Source organism: Bacillus sp. FJAT-22090 (genome assembly GCF_007676755.1).
In the GTDB taxonomy this organism is placed as follows: Bacteria; Bacillota; Bacilli; order Bacillales_A; family Planococcaceae; genus Psychrobacillus.
Genome location: NZ_VEBK01000001.1, coordinates 248,198 through 273,001, shown reverse-complemented (window position 1 = coordinate 273,001; position 24,804 = coordinate 248,198). Strand labels below are relative to the sequence as shown.

The following is a 24,804-nucleotide window of genomic DNA, read 5'->3' as shown; positions in this document are numbered from 1 at the left end:
AAATAGGGAGAAGTGTATATGCACAGTATAAAGCTATTACAAAAAGAGTTAAACAATGCGATTGTTGGTCGAGAAAAAGAAATTGACTTTATGCTTATGGGGTTATTAGTGGAAGGGCATGTTCTGTTGGAAAGTGTTCCGGGTTCGGGTAAAACAATGATGGCTAAAGCCTTTGCAGAAGCGATACAAGGAGAATTTAAACGTCTGCAATTTACACCGGATGTTTTACCTTCAGATGTAACAGGTATAAGTTTCTTTCATCCTCAACAACAAGCATTTATTCTTCGAACTGGTCCAGTAATGAGTAATATATTGCTAGCTGATGAAATAAATCGGGCAACGCCAAGAACGCAATCCAGTTTATTAGAAGCGATGGAGGAAAAACAAGTATCAATAGATGGGGAAACGATTAAGCTGCCATCGCCTTTTATGGTTATTGCGACACAAAATCCCATTGAATCGCAACAAGGAACATTTCCATTACCAGCTGCACAATTAGATCGCTTTTTGTTTAAATTATCAATTGGTTATCCTTCTATAGAAGAAGAAAGAATCATTTTACAACAATTCGGCCGATCACCAGGAGAGGTAAAATCGAAAAAAGTAGCGACTTTGGAACAAATTCAACAATGGTCGGAGCAAGTAAAAGACATCACAGTGCATGAAGATATTTTGACTTACATTATTCAAATTGTTCATAACACAAGAAATCATCCATACATAGAATTGGGATTGAGTAGCCGAGCAACACTTGCTTTGTTACAAGCTTCTAAAGCAAGTGCATTTATAAATGGAAGGCATTTTGTGACTCCAGATGATGTGAAAAAAGTTGTGGAACCAGTATGTCTTCACCGGATGAAACTTTCGTCAGAAGGAATGTTAATACATGATTTATCGGAAGTTATGAACGAGCTTTTAAGTATGATTGAAGCGCCTGTTGAGGCAAATGTTCAATGAATTGGAAACGTCAAGATATTGGAATGAATTATACGAAAAATTACATACAGATTTTAGTTATTTCTATTTGTATTAGTTTCTTATTAAAACAATACTTTCTATTATCGCTGCTTTCTTTTCTATTATTTATAGCTATTTTGCATACTTACTATTATCAAAGAGTCGGTAACAAGTTGGAGTTTATAAATGAAAAAAAGAGAATTCGTTTAATAAAAGATTCGACGTCTAATTTATTGTTTAGTTTTCAAAATGAAGGGCTGCCTATTTGGAATGGTAATTTAATAATATCTTTTCAAACTCCTATAGCTCCTAATGGAATCACCGACATAGCACATACGGGATTTTATGAAGTAAAAGTACCATTTTCTATAGGTTATAAAAAGAAAGTGACTATAAAGATTCCCATTAAAGGGGTTCAAAGAGGCCTAGCTAGGATAAAAAAAATGGAGATTCAAATTCCACATCCTTTCACAGAAGGCTCTGTGCAGCTTGACTTTAAACCTTTTATACTAATGGAAGCGATTGTTTTTCCGCAAATTTATCCGATTGATGAGGAACTTCTCCCATCTAGACTAAAGCAAGGATACTTGGAATTAAATTCTTCTTTGTATGATGACCCTTTTTTTCCAGTTGGAACAAGACAATACGAACTAGGTGATCAATTTCATCATATTCACTGGAAGGCTAGTGCTAAAACACAAGAGCTACAGACAAAAGTATTTACAAAAGTGGCGGATGTCTCTGTCCTATTTGTGTTAAACGTGAAAAAGTATTACGGAGTAGTAGCTGACTTTGAAGAAAAAATTGAATGGCTAGCTTCTCATATAGAAGCTTGTTATAAAAAAGATATTCCCTATTCTTTTATGATCAATGTCCGTACATTCGGGAAGTATCCACTTGTATATTTGCCGATGGGAAGCGGAGATATACACCGGATACAAGCTTTATCGCTTTTATCTATATTATCCAAAACGGATAGTTTAATACCATTTAATCAGATGATTTTTTACATTGATTCTAACTTGGAGCTACCTGTTGCCGTATACGTTATGACTCATGATTTGGAGCAGTACGTGCCAGCGATTAGTAAATGGGAAAAACGTACAAATGTTATATATGAAGCGAATATTAATAGGAGGGAGGATTATAATGGATAATTCGACCCGCACTATTAATATTCAAAGTCAATCGTTTGGAAATTATTTGCAGGATATATGGTTGATTGCATTGGTTTTTGTATTAATATACAATCAAACGACTGTGAACTTACCGCTTATTTGGCTACTTTTACAAATGGTAATTGCACTTACCGCCTTCTTAATTTTTAGAAAAACTGGACCAAGTAGGGCAGTGCCATTTATTATACCCCCACTGATTCTGTTATTACTGTTTGTGTTTGGAGCCCCTTTTTGGTTATTTGGATTAGCTTCTATTTTTTCTATATGGCGTATGCAAGTAAGGTTCAATACGCTTCAAGAAGAGCAAACTATGGACAGTGGTTTTACGCTATTATTTTTGGGAGTATTTCTAGGAGCACATTTTATTAGTTTTGTCTTAGGTTATGAAGGATACCGTATAATACTTTATACAATATTATTAACAGGAATAGCTCTGTTTTTTGGCATTCGGTTTTTCACTGTGACGACGGGTTTGGACAAGCATAATTCCTTAACAAAGACTAAAGTTCTCCGTATTTATGCTGCTATTATGGCTATTGTAGTCAGTTTATCCATTACTATATATTTCATTGCACCTTTTATACGTGGAATATTAGAATTTTTGTTAGGAGGGTTAGTCCGTATATTGCTCGTACCTTTACGCCCTTTAATCAATTATCTAGAAAAGGTTTTAGATGGAATGGAAATAAGACAAATGGAAGAAGGAGAACGAGAACGAATACCTATCGGACAGCAAGATACGTTAGAACCGAAAGAGTCCACTACCGAAGGGCTTGCCACGAACTTTCCGGTAGAGTGGATCTTATTAGGGATAGCTATTATTGTTATTATAGTCGTTCTTCACTATTTGTTAAAAAATAGACCAGAAAAAATAGAAATAAAGCATAACGACATTCATTATGAAAACGAGCAAATGAGCGAGGAAGAAGAACAAAAGAAACCAATATATTCATTGTATCAAGTTGAGACTTCTATTTTGCGTGAAAAATATGCCCAATTTGAACTAGAAGCGCATGCTTATGAATTGGAAAGAAATAAAAGTGAAACGGCTAGAGAGTGGTTTAAAAGAATGGAATGGCAAGTAGAAAACGAATTTTTTGAAATTTACGAGGAAGTTAGATATGGTGGCAGATCCATTAGCTCAGAAAAAGCAGAATTATTTATAAAAAGTCTAGAAAAAATAAAAGAAGAAAAATTTTTAAAAAAAGAGGTTTAAAAACAGGGGAAACGGGCATATTAATAAAGAACACAGCAACATTCTCATTTCCCCCTTTTTAAGGACCATCCAAAAATAATTTGGATGGTCCTCTTTTTTTGGTACACTAGAAGTATTAAAAAAACTATTTGGGGGAAATAACATGACAGAACGTTTAAAAGTTGGATTTATCGGTACGGGTGTAATGGGAAAAAGTTTGATAAAACATTTATTAACTGCTGGTCATGAAGTAGTTATTTATACGAGAACAAAAGAAAAAGCAGAAGAACTTATATCTATAGGAGCTACTTGGGTAAAGCATGCAAGTGAGGTGGCTAGCGGAACTCAAATAGTTTTTACAATGGTGGGCTATCCACACGATGTGGAAGAGATATACTTTGGTGCTAACGGTATTTTCGAAGCCGATAATAAAGGACTAGTAGTTATCGATATGACAACATCCACACCGACTCTTGCAAAACAAATAGACAGTGCAGCAAAGGAAAAAGGAATGCATTCTTTGGATGCACCAGTTTCTGGAGGAGATATCGGAGCGCAATCGGGGAAACTTTCCATCATGTGTGGTGGAGACAAAGAAACATTCGATCGAGTAATGCCTATTTTAAACCTTTTTGGGGAAAACATTTTATATCAAGGATCTGCCGGGGCTGGTCAACATACGAAAATGTGCAATCAAATTACGATTGCCACAGGAATGATTGGAGTATGTGAAGCACTAGCATACGGTAGAAAAGCAGGGTTAGATTTAGAACAAGTTTTAGGTTCCATCGCAACCGGTGCTGCCGGTTCTTGGTCATTAAGTAATCTGGCTCCTCGCATGATTGCTGAAAACTATGAACCCGGTTTTTATATTAAACATTTTGTTAAAGATATGAAAATAGCGCTAGAAGAAGCGGAAAAGATGGACTTGCATCTACCGGGTCTACAGCTTGCCAAATCGATGTATGATGAACTGGTGGCTAAAGGATATGAAAACAATGGTACCCAAGCACTTATAAAATCGTACGAATGATATAGGAAGTTTTAACTACTATATGCTACAATCGGTATGAAAGTGTTACTAGAAAGGATGTTTCATATGAATGATCATAAAGGGATTTTACTTGAAAGTGGAACAAATGAATTAGAAATAGTAGAGTTTCAAGTAGGCTCAAACAAATTTGGTATTAATGTAATTAAAGTAAAAGAAATAATCCAACCCATTCCAGTAACTTTTATCCCACATGCACACCCACATGTTGAAGGTATTGTGCAGTTGCGAGGAGAAGTCCTTCCCGTAGTGAATATGTCGAAGGTACTTGGAATTCCTGAAGGAAATAAAAGTGAACAGGAAAAATATATCGTAGCGGAATTTAACAAACAAAGAGTCGTTTTTCATGTAGATAATGTGACACAAATTCATCGTATCTCATGGGAACAAATTGAAAAACCAAGTGATATTTATCAAGGCGGTACCTCGCATGTAATCGGTGTCATAAAACGAGAAAATGAAATGGTATTATTATTAGACTACGAACGAATCATTGTAGATATCAATCCGGAATCAGGGATAAATGTGGATTCCGTAAAAAAACTTGGTGAGCGTGAACGCTCAAATAAAAAAGTAGTGGTAGCCGAAGATTCACCTTTACTTCGCAAGTTATTACATGATACTTTAAACGAAGCAGGCTACGTTAATCTAGAGTTTTTTGAAAATGGAAAAGACGCACTAGGCTATTTAGAGAGCTTAGAAAAAGTTTCTCCTGATGTTGCAGAACATGTTCAAATTGTTGTGACTGATATTGAAATGCCACAAATGGATGGACATGCATTAACGAGAAGAATTAAAGAAAATAACTTTTTATCAAAGTTACCTGTACTTATTTTCTCTAGTTTAATTACTGACGATCTTCGACATAAAGGCGACCAAGTAGGAGCGGAAGATCAAATAAGCAAACCGGAAATAGCAGAATTAGTATTAAAAATTGATCAATTTATTCTTTAAAAACTAGGGGCTGTCCCAAAAGTCACAGAAAATGACTTTTAAGGGCAGCCTTATTTTTTTAAGATAAGAAATCTACTTAAAGGGAAGAGAGTAGTAACTAAAGGAAGGTGTAGAGTAGAGGCTATATATAGCAGCAGCTTGCCATAAAAATAGGGACGAGAAGAACTTGCCGCTTCTCGTCCCAGTTTTTATGGTACTCCTTTATAAATCCAAATAAGATTTCATTGTTTGTTTTTTTCGATTTGATGGTCTTGCAAATTTTTGTGTGTACACCGTAGATTGGTTAGGGGGTTTCATCACCGTAGATTGAGGACCAATAAAATCAGCAAGTACCTGTTTTGCCATTCTTAAATTCATCTTCCGAATAGGATTTCTATACGTTTCATCTAGATGTCCAAGATGCGGTAGTTGTTTAAAGTCCTCTTTTACTGGGATCATATGAAAGTAGTAGTCTGCGCATTGTATTAATACGGAGGATTGCTGTTGACTATTCCTAGGATTACGAACAAAATGTAGACCAATCTTTTGCGCTTTGTTTTCTTCTAACATTTTTTCAATAGCTAATTTCTTTAATTGATAAAGTGGTTTTTTATCAATTGCTGTTTTAGCATGACGATTTACTGTATAAATTGCAGTAGCTATTCGTTCCTCTTCTGTATTGACTGTCATAGGATCCTCCTTTATATGTTTTATATTTACTATATCATACCAATTTACGGTGAAATTGTATACACAAATCAAAAAAGGATTATATAATTATTATCTAAAGAAAATAGTAATAATGTCGATAAAATAAGGTGAGGTAATATTTGAAACTTGAATCGTACCAACTATTTTTGCGATTCAAATTGGAGGATTTCATGAACAATTCAGTAGAAACGAAACTTGTTATTAATAATTATTTAGGTGAACTAATCGACGAAAATCCTTTTCTATTTACTTTATTGAGACAGGAAAGTAAAAATGAGTTTTCCGTTATGTATGCCAATCAGGCTGCGGCAAGTTTTTTTACAAATACATGTCAAAGTCCCCAACAATTTTTTTCACAAGAAGTCTGGTATCAATTGCACTCACTTATAATGGGGCTTAAAGAAGAAAAACAAAAGGTCTATCACAATATTCTACTGACTTTTCCCAAAAAATCATTTACAGCGGATGTTTCTATCGTTTCCTTACATACTGGACCGAATATCGTGTATGGAATAACTATCAATAATAAGACAGAAGCCGCGAAAGAAAAACAATCATTAATTGAAATAAAAGAAAAATATATATCTCTTCTGGATCATAATACGGATTCTGTTTTTTTAGTAGATGAAAAAGGAATAATTCATTACGCTAATACAGTTGCACTAAAAGTTTTAGGATATGAATTAGAAAAACTTATACAACAACCAATTGAGCAATTTATTGAGGATAAGTCATTGGGAAATTTTCAGCTTATGATGAAGCAAACATTAAGTGGTTACCCAGTGGAAATGCAAAACTGCCTTTTTAGACATGCCAATGGGCATTATTTACATATATACTTAAAAGCAATTCCTGTGAATACGCAGGATAATGTAAAAGAGTTTCACTTGGTCATTAGAGATATGACAACATACGCAGAGGAAAAGGAACAAATATATTATTTAGCCTACCACGACCATTTAACCGGTTTATGGAATCGACGCGCTTTAAAAGAACATTTACGTGATATTTTAGTAGCAGCAAACAATGCAAGTAGTGAGATAGCTATCATGCGAATAGATTTAGATCGTTTTAAGCTGATAAATGAGTCACTAGGCTATAATTATGGAGATGAATTATTAAAAAAAATAGCAGATCGTCTGAGTCTATTTATAAATAAGTCATGTAATTTATATAGACAAAGTGGAGATGAATTCGTTTTTATTTTAAAAAGTAAAACGCGTGAAGAGACGAGTCTGTTTGCGGAAAGTATGTTAAGCGAACTTTCCAAACCAATCTATCTTGATCATCAAGAATACTTTGTAACGGCTTCTATTGGCATTTCGATGTATCCATTTGATGGGAAAAATCTAGATGAACTACTTATTAAAGCAGATCAAGCACTGTACGTGGCAAAGGATAGAGGAAGAGCCCACTATCGTTACTTCCAAGAGGAAATGAATTTATCCTTTCCGAATGAGGCGTTGATGGAGTCCCATTTAAGAAGAGCAATCGAAAAGGAAGAGCTTTCTATACATTATCAACCTCAGGTAAATCTAATTACAGGAGAGATTAACTCTTTTGAAGCACTACTGCGTTGGAATAACAGAAAGTTTGGATACGTTTCACCAATGCAGTTTATTCCATTAGCTGAAGAGTCAGGGATGATCATGCGAATTGGTGATTGGGTTTTAGAAGAAGTATGTAAGCAATTAGCATATTGGCAAAAGAAAGGTTATCGACCAGTTCGAATTGCCGTAAATATTTCTCCAAAACAATTCAAACAGGAGAATTTTGCAGTAAATATCCGAGAAAAAATTAATAAATATGGAATTAGTCCATGTTCTTTAGAAGTAGAAATTACGGAGAGCGCAATGACGGATATGCAAGATACGTTAACTATGCTAAAAGAATTGAAGGATATTGGAGTAGTCATTTCCATAGATGACTTTGGGACAGGATACTCTTCTCTTAGTTACTTGAAAAAATATCCGATTGATATTATTAAAATTGACCAATCGTTTATAAAGGATATGGAACTAGATGAAAAAAATGCAGCAATCGCTACTACAATAATTCAATTAGCGCATAGTCTAGGAATGGAAGTTATCGCGGAAGGTGTAGAAAAGGATCAACAAGTTGAAATGTTGAAATCTGCAAATTGTCAAAAAGCACAAGGCTATTATTTTAGTCGTCCAGTGCCAATAGATGATATCAATCAATCGTATATGGATAACATTCAACCGTAAATTTCTTTATGAAATTTACGGTTTTTCTTTTTTTATTATGGTAACATATTGAGTGAATGTTCATTCAATTTGACAAGGGGGATTTACGGTATGTTGAAAGAGAAAACGATAATTGTTACTGGTGGTTCAAGTGGTATGGGTAAACATATGGCGATGAAATTTGTTTCAGAAGGAGCAAATGTGGTAATCACGGGTCGTGATTTAGAAAAATTGGAAATTGCTAAAAAAGAAGTAGAAGCTTACGGAAATACTATTTCTATTTTTCAAATGGATGTGCGTAATCCAGAGCATGTTCAGGCAATGGTAGATTTTACAGACAAAACTTACGGTCAAATCGATGGGCTAGTGAATAATGCTGCCGGAAATTTTATAGTAGAAACAGAAAAACTTTCTCCTAATGGCTGGAAAGCAGTTATTGATATTGTGCTGAATGGATCTTTCTATTGCTCTAATGCAGTAGGAAACTATTGGATCAACAAGGGTGAAAAAGGAGCTATTTTAAATATGCTTGCTACATATGCTTGGGGTGCCGGTGCTAAGATAGCCCATTCGGCAGCTGCAAAAGCAGGTGTCATGTCGTTGACAAGAACACTTGCTGTCGAGTGGGGGAGTAAGTATGGTATTCGAGTAAACGCCATTGCTCCAGGTCCAATTGAACGGACAGGAGGGGCAGGAAAGCTTTGGGAGTCGGAGGAAGCAGCACAAAGAACTTTGAAGTCTGTTCCGCTAGGTCGACTTGGAACACCTGAGGAAATTGCGGAGCTTGCTACATTTATCCTTTCTGAAAAAGCGTCTTATATGAATGGTGAAATTGTCACATTAGACGGAGGTCAATGGTTAAACCAGCATCCTTTTTGATAAAGCTTATATTATGGAGATACTGCGTCTTAGAGTGACCGCTATGATTTTCGCAGCAGTCGGACGCTTTCCGCCGGGTGAGCGATGAGCCATTCCCGTCCGCTTGCGCGTTCGTTGGAATGGCTCATTTGCCCACAGCGGAACAAAGGATAAGATCGCCACATCGTGTGGCAACGCCTTCGTGACCAACATCTTGTTGGCCTTGGCAGGAGCCGCCGCCTACTACGAAAATCAATGGGAAACGGCTTGCTTCCTCAATACTGATTTTCAAAAAATTCATAAGAAATGTCTGTTATCAGAAAATCGCTATTAGTAACCAAATCGCAGAGGAAAGCAACTAATTATTCACATAGCAAGTTTATTGGGAGAAAGCCGATTATGATTTCCCGACATGTTAAGGATTATGTGTCGCAAATTTGTTGCTATCCAAGCATAAAAGTTCCATCCCATCAAAATGTTGCAAATCTGGTCTAGAAAGTTGCGAGTAACGTCTGATATGTTGCGCAAATTTTAATGGACGATCTAATCCATTTAAATTAAGGGGAGACTTCAAGTAAAGTGCAGGACAATCAGTGTCCGCTAGCCTTTCCGTGGAGAATTGGTTGCGCTCTTTGCCAATTTGGTTGCTTTCACGCTAAAACTGGTTGCGTTTCCTGTTGAATTGGTTGCTTTCAAATGACAATTGGTCTCGCTAAGCCATTTCCTAACTTTTAATGGATAATAAATCCAAGCGCACACCGTTTACGACGCTTTATCTCTATAATGCTTATCCATTTATGTTATCAAACGTATGTGCATGTCCCGGCCATAAAAAAATATAAATAATTGTAAGCGATTCCATAGTCTTTTTTTCCGTTCGTATGCTATCATAGTTTCATAGGTTATGTTTTCTTTAAATGGAAACAAACAAAGGAGTAGAATGCTATGATATTTGTCAGCAGTAAAGACTTTTTACAAATCCCAATCGAGGATTATATTATTTCCGCAGAAAAAGTAGCACATGTACAACTAGGAAATAATGCAGAACACGCATTATTAGTTTTAACTAAAACGGGATATTCGTCTATCCCGGTACTAGATGTGAAATATAGATTACATGGACTAATAAGTACTCAACAAATAACAGATGAAATTTTAGGATTAGAACATATTGAATATGAACGTTTACCCGATTTAAAAGTAGACGATATTATGAAGACAGATGTACCTGTTATTCACATTAAAGAAAAATTCCAAAAGGGATTGGATCTACTAGTGAATAATCCTTATCTGTGTGTGATAGATGATGAACGAACATTTTTAGGAATCCTAACACGAAGAGTTATTTTAAAACAAATGAAAAAGTATTTATACCAAACACAAGAAACTCAAGTATAATTATTTACAACCAACCAGAGGGGGCCTTATTGAAGGCCTTCTTTTTCTTATTAGGAGGATTTATGTTGAAGAACAAAACAACGAAACGACCATTTGTGTTGATAGCTGTTATGCTTGCGATGTTTATGAGTGCAGTGGAAGCAACTATTATCGCTACTGCCATGCCAAGCATTACGTCTGATTTAGGTGGATTTACACGATATAGCTGGGTTTTTTCTGCATATTTGCTCATGAGCACTATAACGGTTTTGATTTACGGAAAACTAGCGGATTTATTTGGAAGAAAAAAATATTTTTTATTGGGGTCAGCCTCTTTTTAATTGGTTCCTTTTTGTGTGGATTTGCAACTTCTATGGAACAGCTTATTATTTTTCGTCTTATCCAAGGGTTAGGTGCTGGAGCAGTCCAACCTATCGCAACAACTATTATCGGGGATATTTACCAAGGAGAAGAACGTGCGAAAATCCAAGGATATTTGTCTAGTGTTTGGGGTATTTCGGCAGTATCGGGTCCAGCAATTGGAGGGATATTGGTAGAAACGATAGGTTGGAAATATGTATTTTGGGTTAATATTCCATTAGGGATTATTGCGATGATAGGAATCGCTTTGTTTTTACATGAGCCGGTTCAAAAGAACAAGCCATCCATAGACTATAAAGGTGCGATTTTGTTAACGATTATTTTATCGTCCCTCTTATTTTGGCTAGTGGAAGGTGGACAAACATTTTCTTGGATTTCCATTGTTAGTATTGGCTTATTGATTATATTTGGAGTCTGTTTTTACCTGTTCATAAAATGGGAACAAAAAGCAACAGAGCCTTTTATGCCACTTTCTATTTGGAAAAATAAAACGATATTATATGCAAATATTATTTCTTTTTTTACTGGGGTTATTTTAATAGGTCTATCCAGTTACTTGCCAATGTATGTAACAGGTGTAATGGAACAAAAGGCGATAGTGGCAGGTTTCACTTTAACAACTATGTCGATCGGGTGGCCTCTCGCTTCTACAGTTGCTGGTAGATTACTTCCAAAGTTTGGTGCATTTAAGCTATCTTTAGTTGGGACCATATTTTTATTGGGGGGGACTTTTTCTTTTTTACTTATTCATGCGACGCTTTCACCTGTTTTAGTGGCAGGGTGCAGTTTCTTAGTGGGAATCGGAATGGGGTTAACGAGTACTCCATTCATTGTTTCGATCCAAGGGGCAGTAAATCATGAATTAAGAGGAGTGGCAACTGCTAGTAATATATTTATGAGGAACTTTGGAAATACAGTAGGAGCGGCACTGCTTGGTATGATTGTCAATCAAATGTTAGGAAATTACTTGAAAGATGCTAAATCCTCCTATGGGTTAGACATTGTGGATAAATTACTAGATGCAGAAGCTCGCAAGCTCTTTTCATTCGAGCAGCTTTCATTCTTTCAAATTGGCTTAGATAATGCGTTGCATGCTGTATTTCTTGCATCTTTCACGTTTGCAGTATTAAGTTTTTTATTTGTATTTAGGATACCGAAAAAGAAAGGACTATAAATTATGACTTCCGATTTTCTCATTATTAAAGTACTGGCAGAAGAACAAAATATGAGAAAAGCAGCTGAGCGTTTGTTCTTGTCCCAGCCAGCACTTTCTCTACGGCTTCAATCAATCGAAAAAGAATGGAATACAAAACTATTTTTACGTTCCCAAAAAGGATTGACCGCTACTCCAGAAGGGGAGTTGGTCATAGAGTTTGCTATTAATATGATTCACCAAAAAGAAGAATTATATGAAGCTATTCAATCTTTAACGTCTAAAGTACATGGTACATTGAAAATTGCATGTGCTTCTATTGTAGGGCAAAATTGGTTGCCTAAAGTACTTAAGGATTTTGTACAGACGTATCCAGAAGCAAAGGTCTCGCTTCTTACTGGATGGAGCTCTGAAATTGTAAAAGCCATTTATGATGGTGATGCACAGATCGGGATTGTAAGGGGACAAACCGATTGGAAAGGGAATAAAATACATCTATTTCGTGATACGTTATATTTAGTGGATAAAGAAATGACGTCTATAGACGACGTGCTAACGACGGATAAACCCTTTATACAGTTTAAAAGTGATTCTAATTATTATCAGGAAATTCAACAATGGTGGCAAAAACATTTCTCGAGTAATCCCAAAAGGCAAATAACGGTAGATCAAATTGAGACGTGTAAGCAAATGGCACTAAATGGAATTGGTTATGCTATTTTGCCTTCCATCACATTGACTGGTCAGGAAGATGTCCATAAAATTCCTTTAACTAATAATGAGGAACAGTTCGAACTAACCAGAGACACTTGGCTTATTGGTTATGACGCAGCATTTGAGCTTCCGCAAGTAGAGGCCTTCGTCAATATTGTAAAAGACCATGCACAGATCTTTCGATAAGGAACTTCCGTCTGTCATTATCGTACTAATGTATATAGAGGTAAAGGGGGACAAATTATGTATATTAGAAAGCTAACGTTGGTTATTTCGGTATTTTTCATCTGTTATTTATTATTACCAACGCTTACTGTATTAGCCGCTCCAAACTTAAATGTTAAAGTTACGACTGGATTTAATGGGAAAGCAAAGTACGGGGAAGGGCTGCCTGTTACATTAACAGTTGAAAATAAAGGGGATGCATTTTCCGGAGACCTCGTTTTAGACGCGGTAGAATCGTATAATCTTGGAAATGCTCTAGCAATTCCATTTGAAATTGGAGCAGGTGAAACGAAAACTGTCCAAGTTGCTCTGACTGGATTAGGCGAAGATTATATGTATCAAGGGGCAAATGTTCAACTTATTCATTTTTTTGAAGGTGGATGGGAAAAAGGAAAATCAATCGATTTTAAAGGAACGAAAAATTTAAGAACAAATTTTTACGATACAACAACTATTTTTTACTTAACCTTAACTAACAGTGCAGATAGACTAAAAGTATTGAATCAAATAAAGCAACCCAATCAATTAAATGACGAAGTAATCCACGTTGCTCAATTAAACAATTTTTCGTTACCAACAGATGCAGTAGCATGGCAAATGGCGGATTATATTATTTTAGATGAATTCGTCTTAGCGGATTTAGCCGAAAAGCAGCAACAAGCACTTATTGACTACGTTGTCGCAGGCGGGAATATTGTTGTAGGTGCTTCAGAGAATATAGCTGCGGAGCTAGGGAAACTAGGGAATTATTTGCCGTTAACTTTACAATCGACTACTCAAACGTTAACTGCGGATAAAATGCGAGCATTCACCGCAAATAATACATTGACAAATGATTTAAACGTTTATAATTCCACATTGAACGAAGGTGCTACGCGGTTATTCGATTTGGATGGAACAATAATAGCTGGAAAAAAGCAAATGGGTAGCGGTTCCATTATCCAAACTACATTTTCACTTGGAGATGAACCATTAGCGAAAGACCCGGTTTACAGTGATTTAATGGCTACTATTTTACAATCAATCTCCATTCAAAATACACCGAATATGTATGGATATAACACGAAAGACCAGCTTGTGTATGATCTAGGCAATACGAACTCTTTGTTTAGCTCCTTTAAAGTTTCAACTCCATTGATGATCGGGATAGTAGTAGTTTATATGATTATTGTCGGACCTCTTTTATATATTATTTTGAAAAGAAAAGACAAAAGAGAATATGCTTGGGGAATTATTCCACTCACTGCGATTATTGCTTCTGCAGCTATTTTTGGTTATGGAGCAAAAGACCGAATTGCACGTCCACAGGTGCAACAGTCCTCTTTTTTACATGTGAATGAAGATAAAAGTTTGCATGGCTATTATGCAGAGTCTATTTTAAGTAACAAAAGTGGAGATTTTACTTTCCAGTCACCTACAACAACAACGATGGTAGCAAAGAGAGATAATAATTCATTTACTGGGCAAACACCAAATGTATATGAAAACGCTATTATGGAAAAACGTGCTACGAACAGTGAGTTAACTTTTCGGGATGTAGGATATTGGTCGGTTTCTTCTCTTTTTGGTGAAACACAGCTTTCAGATGTAGGGGATTTTGATGTGAAACTCCAGGTAGAAGCAGGTAAGTTAACGGGTACAGTTCAAAATAATTTTCCTTTTGCTTTAAAAGAAGTTTCCGTTTGGTCTGGAAGTAAATTGATCAAATTGGGCGATCTTAAGTCAGGAGAACAGCTAGAAGTAAATAAAGAGCTAGGTGCAGTTATGTTGATGCCTATTTCTAATCCATATATGAATAGCAATTATGGTATGAATACGGCAACGATAGATGATCTGCTGGAGCAACGAAAGCAATCTTTATATAGTGCTAGTTTAATGTACGACCAGACAGGAACTGCTCCTGTAATCACAGGTTTGGTAGAGGATAACATACTACCGGTTGAATTAAAAAATAAGAAAGTAGAGATGTCTACCCTTCATTTACTAATTCAGCCTTTTACAGCCGATACAATCTTTGCTGGGGAATTCGTGTTACCTGCAAATATGTTTACCGTAAATGTGAATACGAATGAATATGGAAAGTATATGGAACCGGTGATGAATAACAGTTTAGAATGGTACTTAGACGATGGCGAATATAATGTATATTGGAAAGTTCCTAATACAATCCCGCTAGATAAAGTAAATTGGACGCAATTACAAATTGCTAATACAGATCGAAACTCGCATACAATAGAAATTTGGAATATTGCAACGCAAAGCTTCGAAGAAATAGACGAAAGCAGATTCACCAAAACAGAAAATATCCAAGACTATATAAACGATGAAGGAGAAGTATATTATAAATTGCATAAAAAATCGGTTCAAAATGATGCATATACACGACTTCCAGAAGTGCGGGTAAAAGGGGAGGTTAAGCAATGATAGAAATTAAAGGATTGACGAAAAAATATGGCTCTTTTTATGCGCTGAACGATTTGCACCTAACATTGGAAGAAGGAACTGTATTCGGCTTTGTTGGAGCGAACGGAGCTGGAAAGTCCACTACTTTTTCGATATTAGCAACCTTGCTGCAACCAACTTCTGGTGAAGCATTTGTGAATGGAAAAAGTGTGAAAACCCATGCCCAAGAAGTTCGCAAGCAAATAGGCTATATGCCTGACTTTTTCGGAGTGTATGATCAGTTGAAGGCAAATGAATATTTAGACTTTTATGGAGCAAGCTACGGAATCTCAGAAGCAGATCGAAAGATTTTAATACCCCAGCTTTTGGAACTTGTTAATCTTACACATAAACGATATGAATATGTAGATTTACTGTCTCGTGGAATGAAACAGCGGTTATGCCTTGCACGTTCCCTCATCCATGACCCGAAAGTATTAATCCTTGATGAACCGGCTTCTGGATTAGATCCAAGAGCCCGCATCGAAATGCGAGATATATTAAGACAGTTAAAAAATATGGGCAAAACGATACTTATCTCATCTCACATCTTGCCTGAGCTTGCGGAAATGTGTGATGAAATAGGTGTGATTGATGGCGGTAGACTGATTGCCCATGGTTCGGTGGCAGAAATTCAAGCACAACTTGCTGGTGAAAGACATATAACCGTAAAGATTAAGGGACTGTTAGAAAATGCTGCCGCCTTTTTTGAAGAGGATCCGTTTGCTTCAAAAGTGGAAATCGACACAGAGAAAAATGTGATTACATTCAACTATAGAGGAACAGAAGAGGATCAAATAGCTTTATTGAAAAAAGCGATGGATCAACCTTTAAAAATTATTTCTTTTTCCGAAACAGAAACGGATCTGGAAGATGTATTTATGGAAATTACGAAAGGGGCGAAATAGGATGAAGCAAGCATTTTCTAATCCTGTGTTAATAAAAGAAATCAAACTTCGTTTTCGCTCGCTAAAAAGTTTTACGGGTATTCTTTTTTATCTAATAGCAATGTGTATATTTGTGTTTGGCTTTATCATGCTTACTACTTCTTTTACTGGAACAGGTTATTTCCGTCCAGACGAAAGCTTTTTTATGTTTGCTATGCTTACTTATATCCAATTGGGGCTTATTCTATTTATCACTCCTGGGTTAACAGCAGGTGCGATAAGTTCAGAACGAGAAAAGCAAACGCTAAATATTTTGCTTACGACTGCTCAAAGTTCATTTCAAATTATTACAGGCAAACTAACATCATCGATTGCATTTCTTCTTTTACTGTTAGTGGCTGGATTACCAATATACAGCTTAGTTTTCCTTTTTGGTGGTGTATCCCCTGGTCAGCTTGGAATTATCTTCTTGTTTTTCTTTTTGACAATGCTTGCAATTGGTGGAATTGGAATTATGTTCTCTACCATCATTCGTAAAACGATTGTGGCAATGATTGCAACTTACGGAACAATGATTTTTTTCACTGCGGTAACGGGGTTTATCTACCTTGTGATAACTGGTATGAATAGTATGGCGACTGGTACATTAACTTCATCACCGCTTGGTCACTTTTTTGCAAGTATAAACCCAGTTGTCTTAATGCTTACGCTAATTTCTCCTGGTTCAGATAGCTTTATTACTCAATCAACTAATGTGGATTTTCCTATTTGGGCAGGGTATACCATTTTCTATGCATGCATAACGATTTTATCTATATTAATTGCTGTGAAAAAATTACGTGTAAACATGAAGCGTTCGAAATGAGGAGGAAGTTAGAATGAATAGCCCACATAAATTGATTCGTTATATCGGGAAAGCTAGACGCGGCTTAGCGATAGAACATTATATTAGGATGCTTCAAGCGGCATTGTTTTATGGTTTCACTTTTACCGGTGCTATTCTACTTGTTTCTCGACTATTTGTTTTTCCTTATTATATTCGTACTGCGATAATTTCTGGAAGTTTCGTTTTTGTCGCAGTAATACTGTTTGCATTCTGGAGAAGACCATCGAAAGAAGAAGCCCTCCACAAACTAGATTCTTTCTATCCAGATAATTTATTAATTTCCGCTATTTCGTTCTTACATGAAAAGTCCACTCTTATCCAGGGATTGCTGGAAAAAGCCGAGAAAAGCAGCAAATCTTCCTTTGAGCAATTTAAATTGCGAAAGAAACATTATTTTCAGCCAACATGGATTATCGGATTTGCCATTGCACTAGCTGCAGTCCTTGTTTTATATGCATTTCCATCAGTTACCCAATTGGAAGCGAAGGATATGGAAAAAGAAGATCAAATTATTAGTAAAATAAAAAAAGAAGTAGAGAAGTTAGAGAAAAAAGAATTAGCGGATTCTGTCAAAAAAGATGTGAAGGAACTAAAAGAAAAACTAAAAGACGTAGAAACTGCTGAAGAAGCATTACGGGAGCTAGTAAAAAAACAAAAAGAATTGGCTTTACAAGAACAGAAACTAGAAAAAAAGAAAGAGCTTGCTAAACAAGAAGGATCAACAGAATCATCGCTAAGTACGGATGATCAAAAAGAACTGGCTTCTTTAGATGATGCAAGTAATACTCTTTCGAAAAGTATAGCATCTTCTCAAACTGCCTTAAGTAAGATGGGTAAATCCTTCCCGTTTACATCGAATGGGCTAGCTCAAGGTAATTCAAGTACGAATAATAATCAGAGTTCAGGAAATGGTCAACAACAGAGCGCTAATCAAGGTCAGAACCAAACGGGCCAAGGAAAAGGTCAAGGCCAAGGACAGAGCCAAGGCCAAGGACAGGGTCAAAGCCAAGGACAGGGCCAGGGCCAAAGCCAGGGCCAGGGTCAAGGCCAGGGCCAGGGTCAAGGACAAGGCCAAGGTCAAGGTCAAGGACAAGGAAACGGCCAAGGCTCTGGAGCAGGTACGGGCTCTGGTGGAAGAGACCTACTTTCCATCCCTTCAAGAATCGGGGGGATTGGAGATAATTCTATTGATGGAGGAAAGCTGGGAGAGGGGGAGGCAGCAAGTGAGCAGCCTGGTGAAGTACCAGTAACTCGAGGGTCAGCCAAACCATACGAAGAAGTTGTGAATGAGTATGCCGAATCTTATATAAAAAGCTCTGAACGCATGCAACTACCTTCAGACCTACAACGAATCGTTCAAGATTATTTTTCAACAGTTGAAAACAATGAATAAAGGAGGACAATGATGACATTTACAACAGAAGATTATGTAAATATAAGTAAGCGATTAGAAGAAGTACGAGCGGAAATTGGTACCTTTATAGTGGGACAGAAAGAAGCAGTGGAATTTTCCTTATATTGCGTTCTTGCAGATGGTCATGCTTTGTTAGAAGGATTACCTGGGTTAGGTAAGACGATGCTTATCCGAACTATTTCGGAAGTATTGGACTTATCTTTCTCTCGTATACAGTTTACACCAGATCTAATGCCTTCTGATATTACTGGTACGAGTATGATTGAACGTTTAGAAAACGGAAAACAGCAATTCACTTTTCAAAAGGGACCTATTTTTAGTCAAATGGTTTTAGCGGATGAAATAAACCGCGCTACTCCGAAAACCCAAAGTGCTTTGTTAGAAGCAATGGGAGAAAAAACAGTAACTGTGCTTGGCGAAACAAAACAAATGGATAAACCTTTTTTTGTACTTGCTACCCAAAATCCAATAGAAATGGAAGGGACCTATCCTTTACCAGAAGCACAAATGGATCGTTTCTTATGTAAAATTCTTGTCTCTTACCCAACAAAAGAAGAACTAATGGAAATTACAAAAAGAACGACAAGTGGTCAAACAATTGAATTGAATAAAATAATGAATGCAGAAGAGATTGTACATGCACAGCAAATGGTAAAAGAAGTTCTCATAGCAGAAGATATGTTGGAGTATGCAGTAGATATTGTGGCTGCAACACATCCAGAGGCAGCCGTTATTCCCGAAATTGCCCAATATGTTCAGTATGGTAGTGGACCACGTGGTTTACAAAGCCTTATTAAACTTGCAAAAGCCAGGGCCCTAGTTGCTGGACGCTATCATGTATCCATAGCGGATATTAAATTTGTAGCTAAGCCAGTCCTTAGACATCGTTTATTGCTTAACTATGAAGGAGAAGCAGAAGGAAAAACAGCAGATGAACTAGTAGATTTAGTATTACAAACGGTTAAACAGGGACAAACAGCATGAGTATAAATCAGTTGGTGCCAAAAGATTGGGCAGGTAAACTTAGTAGATTCTCCATCGCTACAAAATCTAAATTGCGCGGACAACATAAAGGCTCTCATCGCTCCCAACGTTTTGGAGCTTCACTTGATTTTTCTGATTTTAGGGAATATAGCCCCGGAGATGATGTTCGTCAAATAGATTGGAATGTATATGCACGGACAGATAAGTATTTCATCAAACGATTTTTAGATGAACAAGAAATGCGCGTACATATTTTACTCGATTGTACGAAGTCAATGAGTGAACCATTAAAATGGACTTTTGCAAGACAACTTGCCGTATCCCTAGGCATTCTCGTTTTGCAGCGAGATGATCGTCTATCTTTTTCTGCTGTCACTAATGAGAAGAAACCACCATTCAGACGTAAAGGTGCGATGTATCGGAAAGCTTTTACACAAACTATTTCTGATTTAAAAGAACCTGCCATGATTACTCCATTTACTGAAAATGCGATAACCTTTTTGCCAAAAGATTGCACTGTATTGTTCGTCATTTCGGATTGCTTGGAAAGTCTAGCATCTTGGGAGATATTGCTCAAAAAGTTACCGAAGTTTGCAGGGGATATTCGAATATTGCAAGTGATAACTAAAGAGGAGTTTACTCCCTCTTATACTGGAGATGTGCAAGTAGTAGATGTAGAAACGTCGCATCAGTTAAATGTATCCATGTCTTCTAGAGTTCTTGAATCTTATGAACAAAAAAGAAAATTACATCAAGATGGACTTGAATTATTATGTAATAAATTTGGAGCTAGATTACTTCAAGTAAATGCAGATGATGGTATTTCGCATGTATTGTTTCATCAGCTATTACGTGCAAATTGGGTGCAATGAGGTGAGAATGCGTGGGTTTTAATCAATTATTATTTTTATGGACAGCTATTTTTCCGATAGCTGTATTGCTTTATTATTTCTTTCGAAAAAAGTATGCTAAGCAGCTTGTTTCTTCTACTCTATTTTGGCAGGAAGTGATGAAAGAAACAAAAGCATCTCCTTATTTACAACATTTGCAGCGCAATGCTTTGTTTTATTTGCAAATGATTGCGATGCTTTTGCTTGTTCTTGCTTTACTTCAGCCATTTTGGAAAACGCAAGCGCTTGCCGGCGAACAAGTAGTATTTGTCGTGGACACTTCTGCAACAATGGAAGTGAATCAGAACGCTTCAACCCTTTTTGCCGAACATAAAAAACAAATGCTACAACTAGTGGAAAGTCTAGCTGGCAAACCGTTAACAATGATAACAACAGGAAACCAACCGACTGTGATTTTTCGCGGAGAAACGGATATCAATCAAATAAAAAAAGAGATTGAGAAATTGGAAGTCAGCTATGAAGATGAAAATATGTCAAAATCATTAGATTTTGCACAATCATTTTTTCAAAATAAAGCTACCTCAGTTTATGTTTTCACAGATGTATTAGATCGTAAGGAATTACCATTACAATACGAAAATGTCAGTTGGAATGTGAAAGGATTAACAACCGAAGTATCTAATTTGTCTATAAAAAGATTTGGGGCAACAAAGACGACTAGCGGTGTTTCGGCATTAATCCAGTTAGCAAATCAATCCGATCAGGAGCAAGTAACGGAACTTGAGCTAGCGAATGAACAAAAAGAGCTAGTAAAAGAAAATGTGACGATTCCAGCGAATGAAACAATCACTTTATCATTTAATGAGCTATCCGAATCCTCTTTCTTACAAGCATCCATTGACGCAAAAGATCAGTATGCATTGGATAATTCCATGTCAGTATATTTGCAAGACCAATTATCGAAAGTGTTCGTCGATAGTGCAATGCATTCGCTCGTTAGAACCGCCTTCCAATCAATGGATATAGATGTAAGCAGTGTACCTACGGAGCAAATGGCATTGTTAAAGGAAGAGGGCATTCGTGTGACCAATCAATTTGGTCTCGTTGATCAATTAGAACGCCCTTCCTTATTCATCGGCAGGAACGATACTACAGCACACGAAGTAAATGGTATCGTACAAACTAGTGAACACGCCCTTTTTTCGTTTGCAAATCTAACCGATATATATGTCAGTAGCGTATATCCTCCTATTGAGGAATATACAACTATTGCCACTGTTGGAGAAGAACCTTTTATCCAAGTTTCACCTCGTGGAGATATTATAGTGTTATCTGACATTCAAATGACAGATTGGCCGCTTCATCCTTCTTTTCCGTTATTTATGTGGAGTGTCAAAGAACAGCTTTCTTCAGGGAATACGTACTTAGGTACCTTTGCACCAAATGAGCGAACGCCGCAATCTTTAGGAAGTGCGACGAATGAATGGGAAATTTACACGATGAACGATTCGTATGAATATTCCATTGAAAATGGAGGTGCTTTCATAGCGCCGAAGAAACCAGGTTTATACGTACTCCGTTCAAATGATATCGAAAAAAACTTCACAGTTGCTTTGTCTCAAAAAGAAAAAGAGATTAAAAAAGGCACGACCTACAAAGTAAGTGGTCAACAAATAGAATCGAAGGAAAGTTATTCAGCACATTCATTTGTTCCATATTTATTGCTTATATTATTGTTATTATTTGTATTGGAGTGGGAGGTGCAAAGACGACGTGGATTTACGAGTTGACCAACCACTATGGCTACTATTAGTAGTTCCGATTATTATTTATTTTATATGGACGTGGAAAAAAGATAAAAAAAGGTTTCGGAATGAAGGAAAAGTTGTATTTTTTATTCGACTGCTAGCCATTTTTTGTTTAGTTCTTGGATTGACCAATCCATATCTATTATTACCTATTAAAGAAGAACAAGTTCTTTTTCTAGTCGACCGCTCAGCTTCTGTTCAAGGAACGGATCAGCAAGTGACAGAATGGATTGAAAAAAGCTTAGCGTCTCGAAAAAATTCCCAACTTGTCGGGGTGTACACATTTGCAGAAGACTTCCAATCTGAAGTGGCATTGACAGCGGGAGAAGTGAATTTACCTGTTTTCACACCGATGAAATCGCCTGGGAATACGGATATAGCACGAGCACTACAACTTGCTACTGGAGTTGTGGAACCTACTAAAGCTACTCGCATCGTCCTTCTTACGGACGGATTGGAGACAAGTGGATCCGTATCGGATGAATTGGTGAAGATTGCTGGTGGTAATGTCACGATCGATGTCGTTCAGCTAGACAGAGTGGCTTCTGAGGACGTTGCAATAACTTCTTTTGAAACACCACCAGTCGCATTTGAAGGGGAACAGCAACAGCTAAATGTCCAATTGGAAGCGACAACAAATACAAAAGGCGAACTATTGCTTTATCAAAATGATCAACTGTTGTCTCGTGAACAAATTGCACTCGAACAAGGTACGAATAGCTTTACATTTCGGAATGCATCTACTGGGGAAGGGCTTTTAAAATATGAGGTCCAAGTTGTTGTTAGCGGCGACGGATTGATAGAGAATAACAAACTTACTAGTGTAACAAACGTTGAAAGTTCCCCAAATTTATTGATCGTGACGCATGAGGGGAATCGGTCGAATATACCTGCTGTTATTGATCAGACTGCTATTCATACCGATGTCATAGACGCTAATGAACTACCGTTTGATCTGTCGAATTATTTAAGATATGATGCAATTATTTTTGATAATGTTCCCGGTCATGTAGTTGGGGAACAAAAAATGATGGTCATTGAGCAAGCGGTGAAAAACTTTGGGGTTGGCTTTATGATGGTGGGAGGAAATAATAGTTTTGGTTTAGGAGGATATTTTAAAACACCTATTGAAAAGCTATTACCTGTCGAGATGGAGATTAAAGGGAAGCATCAGCAGCCCTCTCTTGGTTTAGTAATCGTAATGGACCGCTCTGGTAGTATGAGCGGGTCTAAATTTGAATATGCAAAAGAAGCAGCAGCCCGTTCTGTTGAAATGCTTCGCGAAGGAGATACACTTGGTTTTATAGCATTTGATGATCGACCATGGGAAATAATCGAGACTGCACCTCTTACAAATAAGGAGGATGCATTGGACACGATTTTATCCGTTGGAGTAGGGGGAGGTACAGAAATTTATACTAGTCTTGCCTTAGCTTATGAAAAATTGGCTCCATTAAAGCTACAGCGGAAGCATATTATTTTATTAACGGACGGACAGTCATCTACTAATAATGATTACCAAACGTTAATTGAAGAAGGTGCAAAAGATTTAATCACTGTTTCAACTGTTGCAGTAGGTCAAGATGCGGATAGAGCATTATTAGAAACCTTAGCAGAAATGGGTGGAGGTACTTTTTATGATGTAGCAGATGAATCGACTATTCCTGCTATTATGTCAACGGAAACTGCGATGATATCTAGAACATATATTGAAGACAATCCTTTCTATCCAATTATTTATGGTGATGCCGCGTGGACGAGTTTGTTTACAAATGGCGTTCCACAAATGAATGCTTATATTGCAACAACTCCAAAGCAAACTGCATCAATCATTGCAGAAAGTGAAAAAGAAGATCCAGTATTAGTGGAATGGATGTATGGATTGGGAAGAACGATTGCATTTACTTCTGATTCAACAGGAGAGTGGAGCGGTGACTTCGCTCGATGGGATCACTGGGGAGACTTTTGGAATACAGCTATTTCACGTCTTTTACCCTCCTATAGTGAAGTACCTTTTACAATTCAAAAGGCTAGGGACGGTAGTTATACAGTAACAGATCCTTCTGGAAAATCTTCTTTTATCGAGGTAGCCGCAGTAAATGAAAAAGGAGAAGAACTTCCTATATCATCTGAGCCACTTGCGCCAGGCAAGTCAAGGGTGACAGTAGAGAGTGAGCCAGGGCTTGTGTTTTTCCGGGTCTCCAATGAACAAGACGCCGTTTATCAAGCAGGTATCTCTATACCATACAGTGAAGAATACAAGGTTCAAAAGCCTGATACAACTAAACTTGAGATGATCGTGAGTCGAACTGGTGGTAAAATACTGACGGAAGCGTCTGAAGTATTTAGACCAATGGACTTGAGTAGTTCAGAAAAACAATCGATTCAACAGATGCTAATACTAGTTGCATTACTATTGTTTTTCATCGATATTACAATCCGAAGATTTGGCTTTAGGCAATTACTTGCACCATTTAATAGACATAGCGAGAAAACGAAAAATTCCGTAGAAACAACTACCGGTACAAGTAATGTAGAAAAGTTAGTTAAAGAGAAAAAGAAAAGGTAGACAGTAGTTAAGGGCAACAATGT

General features: G+C 36.9%; 18 protein-coding genes and 1 pseudogene. 18 read left to right on the top strand and 1 reads right to left on the bottom strand.

Translation table 11 applies throughout. The features are described from left to right. The first annotated feature begins 18 nt into the window (after positions 1-18). From FS486_RS01320 to FS486_RS01300, 5 genes are all read left to right on the top strand, one after another. Positions 19-957 (top strand): AAA family ATPase, encoded by a 939-nt coding sequence (locus FS486_RS01320; RefSeq protein WP_144509450.1) that lies wholly within the window; start codon positions 19-21, stop codon positions 955-957. Further along, on the top strand, positions 954-2,114 hold the full coding sequence (locus FS486_RS01315) for a DUF58 domain-containing protein (RefSeq protein WP_144509449.1): 1,161 nt from the start codon (positions 954-956) through the stop codon (positions 2,112-2,114). The genes FS486_RS01320 and FS486_RS01315 overlap by 4 nt, the downstream gene beginning before the upstream one ends. Beyond that, positions 2,107-3,351: a DUF4129 domain-containing protein gene (locus tag FS486_RS01310; protein ID WP_144509448.1), complete on the top strand. Its 1,245-nt coding sequence runs from the start codon at positions 2,107-2,109 to the stop codon at positions 3,349-3,351. Before FS486_RS01315 ends, FS486_RS01310 begins: the two co-directional genes overlap by 8 nt. A gap of 142 nt (positions 3,352-3,493) precedes the next feature. Continuing rightward, positions 3,494-4,363 (top strand): NAD(P)-dependent oxidoreductase, encoded by an 870-nt coding sequence (locus FS486_RS01305; protein WP_144509447.1) that lies wholly within the window; start codon positions 3,494-3,496, stop codon positions 4,361-4,363. A gap of 66 nt (positions 4,364-4,429) precedes the next feature. Next, on the top strand, positions 4,430-5,335 hold the full coding sequence (locus FS486_RS01300; protein WP_144509446.1) for a chemotaxis protein: 906 nt from the start codon (positions 4,430-4,432) through the stop codon (positions 5,333-5,335). A 201-nt stretch (positions 5,336-5,536) separates the two neighbouring features. Here FS486_RS01300 and FS486_RS01295 read toward each other — a convergent pair whose 3' ends face one another. Continuing rightward, on the bottom strand, positions 5,537-6,004 hold the full coding sequence (locus FS486_RS01295; protein WP_144509445.1) for a YkyB family protein: 468 nt from the start codon (positions 6,002-6,004) through the stop codon (positions 5,537-5,539). A 191-nt stretch (positions 6,005-6,195) separates the two neighbouring features. Between FS486_RS01295 and FS486_RS01290 the strand changes: the two genes are divergently transcribed. The 13 genes and pseudogenes from FS486_RS01290 to FS486_RS01230 all read left to right on the top strand — a co-directional run bounded on the left by FS486_RS01290 (position 6,196) and on the right by FS486_RS01230 (position 24,781). Further along, positions 6,196-8,253 carry a GGDEF domain-containing phosphodiesterase gene (locus tag FS486_RS01290; RefSeq protein ID WP_144509444.1) on the top strand — a complete coding sequence of 686 codons (2,058 nt, stop codon included), beginning with the start codon at positions 6,196-6,198 and terminating at the stop codon, positions 8,251-8,253. 90 nt (positions 8,254-8,343) lie between these two features. After that, positions 8,344-9,111 (top strand): 2,4-dienoyl-CoA reductase, encoded by a 768-nt coding sequence (gene fadH, locus FS486_RS01285; RefSeq protein WP_144509443.1) that lies wholly within the window; start codon positions 8,344-8,346, stop codon positions 9,109-9,111. A 924-nt stretch (positions 9,112-10,035) separates the two neighbouring features. After that, the gene (cbpB, locus tag FS486_RS01280) at positions 10,036-10,488 is read left to right on the top strand and encodes a cyclic-di-AMP-binding protein CbpB (RefSeq protein ID WP_144509442.1); all 453 of its coding nucleotides are present in this window, start codon (positions 10,036-10,038) and stop codon (positions 10,486-10,488) included. A 62-nt stretch (positions 10,489-10,550) separates the two neighbouring features. After that, a pseudogene (locus FS486_RS01275) lies at positions 10,551-12,022 on the top strand (MDR family MFS transporter). 3 nt (positions 12,023-12,025) lie between these two features. Further along, positions 12,026-12,901, top strand: a complete 876-nt coding sequence (locus FS486_RS01270) for a transcriptional regulator CcpC (RefSeq protein ID WP_144509441.1) — start codon at positions 12,026-12,028, stop codon at positions 12,899-12,901. Positions 12,902-12,958: 57 nt separating this feature from the next. Continuing rightward, on the top strand, positions 12,959-15,364 hold the full coding sequence (locus FS486_RS01265; protein WP_144509440.1) for a hypothetical protein: 2,406 nt from the start codon (positions 12,959-12,961) through the stop codon (positions 15,362-15,364). Then, entirely contained in the window at positions 15,361-16,290 is a 930-nt protein-coding gene (locus FS486_RS01260; protein ID WP_144509439.1) for an ABC transporter ATP-binding protein, read from the top strand. The genes FS486_RS01265 and FS486_RS01260 overlap by 4 nt, the downstream gene beginning before the upstream one ends. A 1-nt stretch (position 16,291) precedes the next feature. Further along, complete coding sequence (locus tag FS486_RS01255) at positions 16,292-17,134, top strand: ABC transporter permease (protein ID WP_144509438.1); 843 nt, start codon at positions 16,292-16,294, stop codon at positions 17,132-17,134. Positions 17,135-17,147: 13 nt separating this feature from the next. Next, positions 17,148-18,548 carry a hypothetical protein gene (locus tag FS486_RS01250; RefSeq protein ID WP_144509437.1) on the top strand — a complete coding sequence of 467 codons (1,401 nt, stop codon included), beginning with the start codon at positions 17,148-17,150 and terminating at the stop codon, positions 18,546-18,548. Positions 18,549-18,560: 12 nt separating this feature from the next. Continuing rightward, complete coding sequence (locus FS486_RS01245) at positions 18,561-19,553, top strand: AAA family ATPase (RefSeq protein ID WP_144509436.1); 993 nt, start codon at positions 18,561-18,563, stop codon at positions 19,551-19,553. Then, positions 19,550-20,425 (top strand): DUF58 domain-containing protein, encoded by an 876-nt coding sequence (locus FS486_RS01240; RefSeq protein WP_144509435.1) that lies wholly within the window; start codon positions 19,550-19,552, stop codon positions 20,423-20,425. Before FS486_RS01245 ends, FS486_RS01240 begins: the two co-directional genes overlap by 4 nt. Before the next feature lie 11 nt (positions 20,426-20,436). Beyond that, on the top strand, positions 20,437-22,194 hold the full coding sequence (locus tag FS486_RS01235; RefSeq protein WP_144509434.1) for a vWA domain-containing protein: 1,758 nt from the start codon (positions 20,437-20,439) through the stop codon (positions 22,192-22,194). After that, the gene (locus FS486_RS01230) at positions 22,178-24,781 is read left to right on the top strand and encodes a VWA domain-containing protein (RefSeq protein WP_144509433.1); all 2,604 of its coding nucleotides are present in this window, start codon (positions 22,178-22,180) and stop codon (positions 24,779-24,781) included. The genes FS486_RS01235 and FS486_RS01230 overlap by 17 nt, the downstream gene beginning before the upstream one ends. The last annotated feature ends 23 nt before the right edge of the window (positions 24,782-24,804 follow it).

What these genes read in the sequence shown, in the direction of transcription:
- FS486_RS01245 (WP_144509436.1), top strand. Translation starts at nt 18,561, where the DNA reads ATGACATTTACAACAGAAGATTATGTAAATATAAGTAAGCGATTAGAA.
- FS486_RS01260 (WP_144509439.1), top strand. Translation starts at nt 15,361, where the DNA reads ATGATAGAAATTAAAGGATTGACGAAAAAATATGGCTCTTTTTATGCG.
- FS486_RS01295 (WP_144509445.1), bottom strand. Translation starts at nt 6,004, where the DNA reads ATGACAGTCAATACAGAAGAGGAACGAATAGCTACTGCAATTTATACA.
- FS486_RS01265 (WP_144509440.1), top strand. Translation starts at nt 12,959, where the DNA reads ATGTATATTAGAAAGCTAACGTTGGTTATTTCGGTATTTTTCATCTGT.
- fadH (WP_144509443.1), top strand. Translation starts at nt 8,344, where the DNA reads ATGTTGAAAGAGAAAACGATAATTGTTACTGGTGGTTCAAGTGGTATG.
- FS486_RS01300 (WP_144509446.1), top strand. Translation starts at nt 4,430, where the DNA reads ATGAATGATCATAAAGGGATTTTACTTGAAAGTGGAACAAATGAATTA.
- cbpB (WP_144509442.1), top strand. Translation starts at nt 10,036, where the DNA reads ATGATATTTGTCAGCAGTAAAGACTTTTTACAAATCCCAATCGAGGAT.
- FS486_RS01315 (WP_144509449.1), top strand. Translation starts at nt 954, where the DNA reads ATGAATTGGAAACGTCAAGATATTGGAATGAATTATACGAAAAATTAC.
- FS486_RS01240 (WP_144509435.1), top strand. Translation starts at nt 19,550, where the DNA reads ATGAGTATAAATCAGTTGGTGCCAAAAGATTGGGCAGGTAAACTTAGT.
- FS486_RS01250 (WP_144509437.1), top strand. Translation starts at nt 17,148, where the DNA reads ATGAATAGCCCACATAAATTGATTCGTTATATCGGGAAAGCTAGACGC.
- FS486_RS01290 (WP_144509444.1), top strand. Translation starts at nt 6,196, where the DNA reads ATGAACAATTCAGTAGAAACGAAACTTGTTATTAATAATTATTTAGGT.
- FS486_RS01270 (WP_144509441.1), top strand. Translation starts at nt 12,026, where the DNA reads ATGACTTCCGATTTTCTCATTATTAAAGTACTGGCAGAAGAACAAAAT.
- FS486_RS01305 (WP_144509447.1), top strand. Translation starts at nt 3,494, where the DNA reads ATGACAGAACGTTTAAAAGTTGGATTTATCGGTACGGGTGTAATGGGA.
- FS486_RS01320 (WP_144509450.1), top strand. Translation starts at nt 19, where the DNA reads ATGCACAGTATAAAGCTATTACAAAAAGAGTTAAACAATGCGATTGTT.
- FS486_RS01255 (WP_144509438.1), top strand. Translation starts at nt 16,292, where the DNA reads ATGAAGCAAGCATTTTCTAATCCTGTGTTAATAAAAGAAATCAAACTT.
- FS486_RS01310 (WP_144509448.1), top strand. Translation starts at nt 2,107, where the DNA reads ATGGATAATTCGACCCGCACTATTAATATTCAAAGTCAATCGTTTGGA.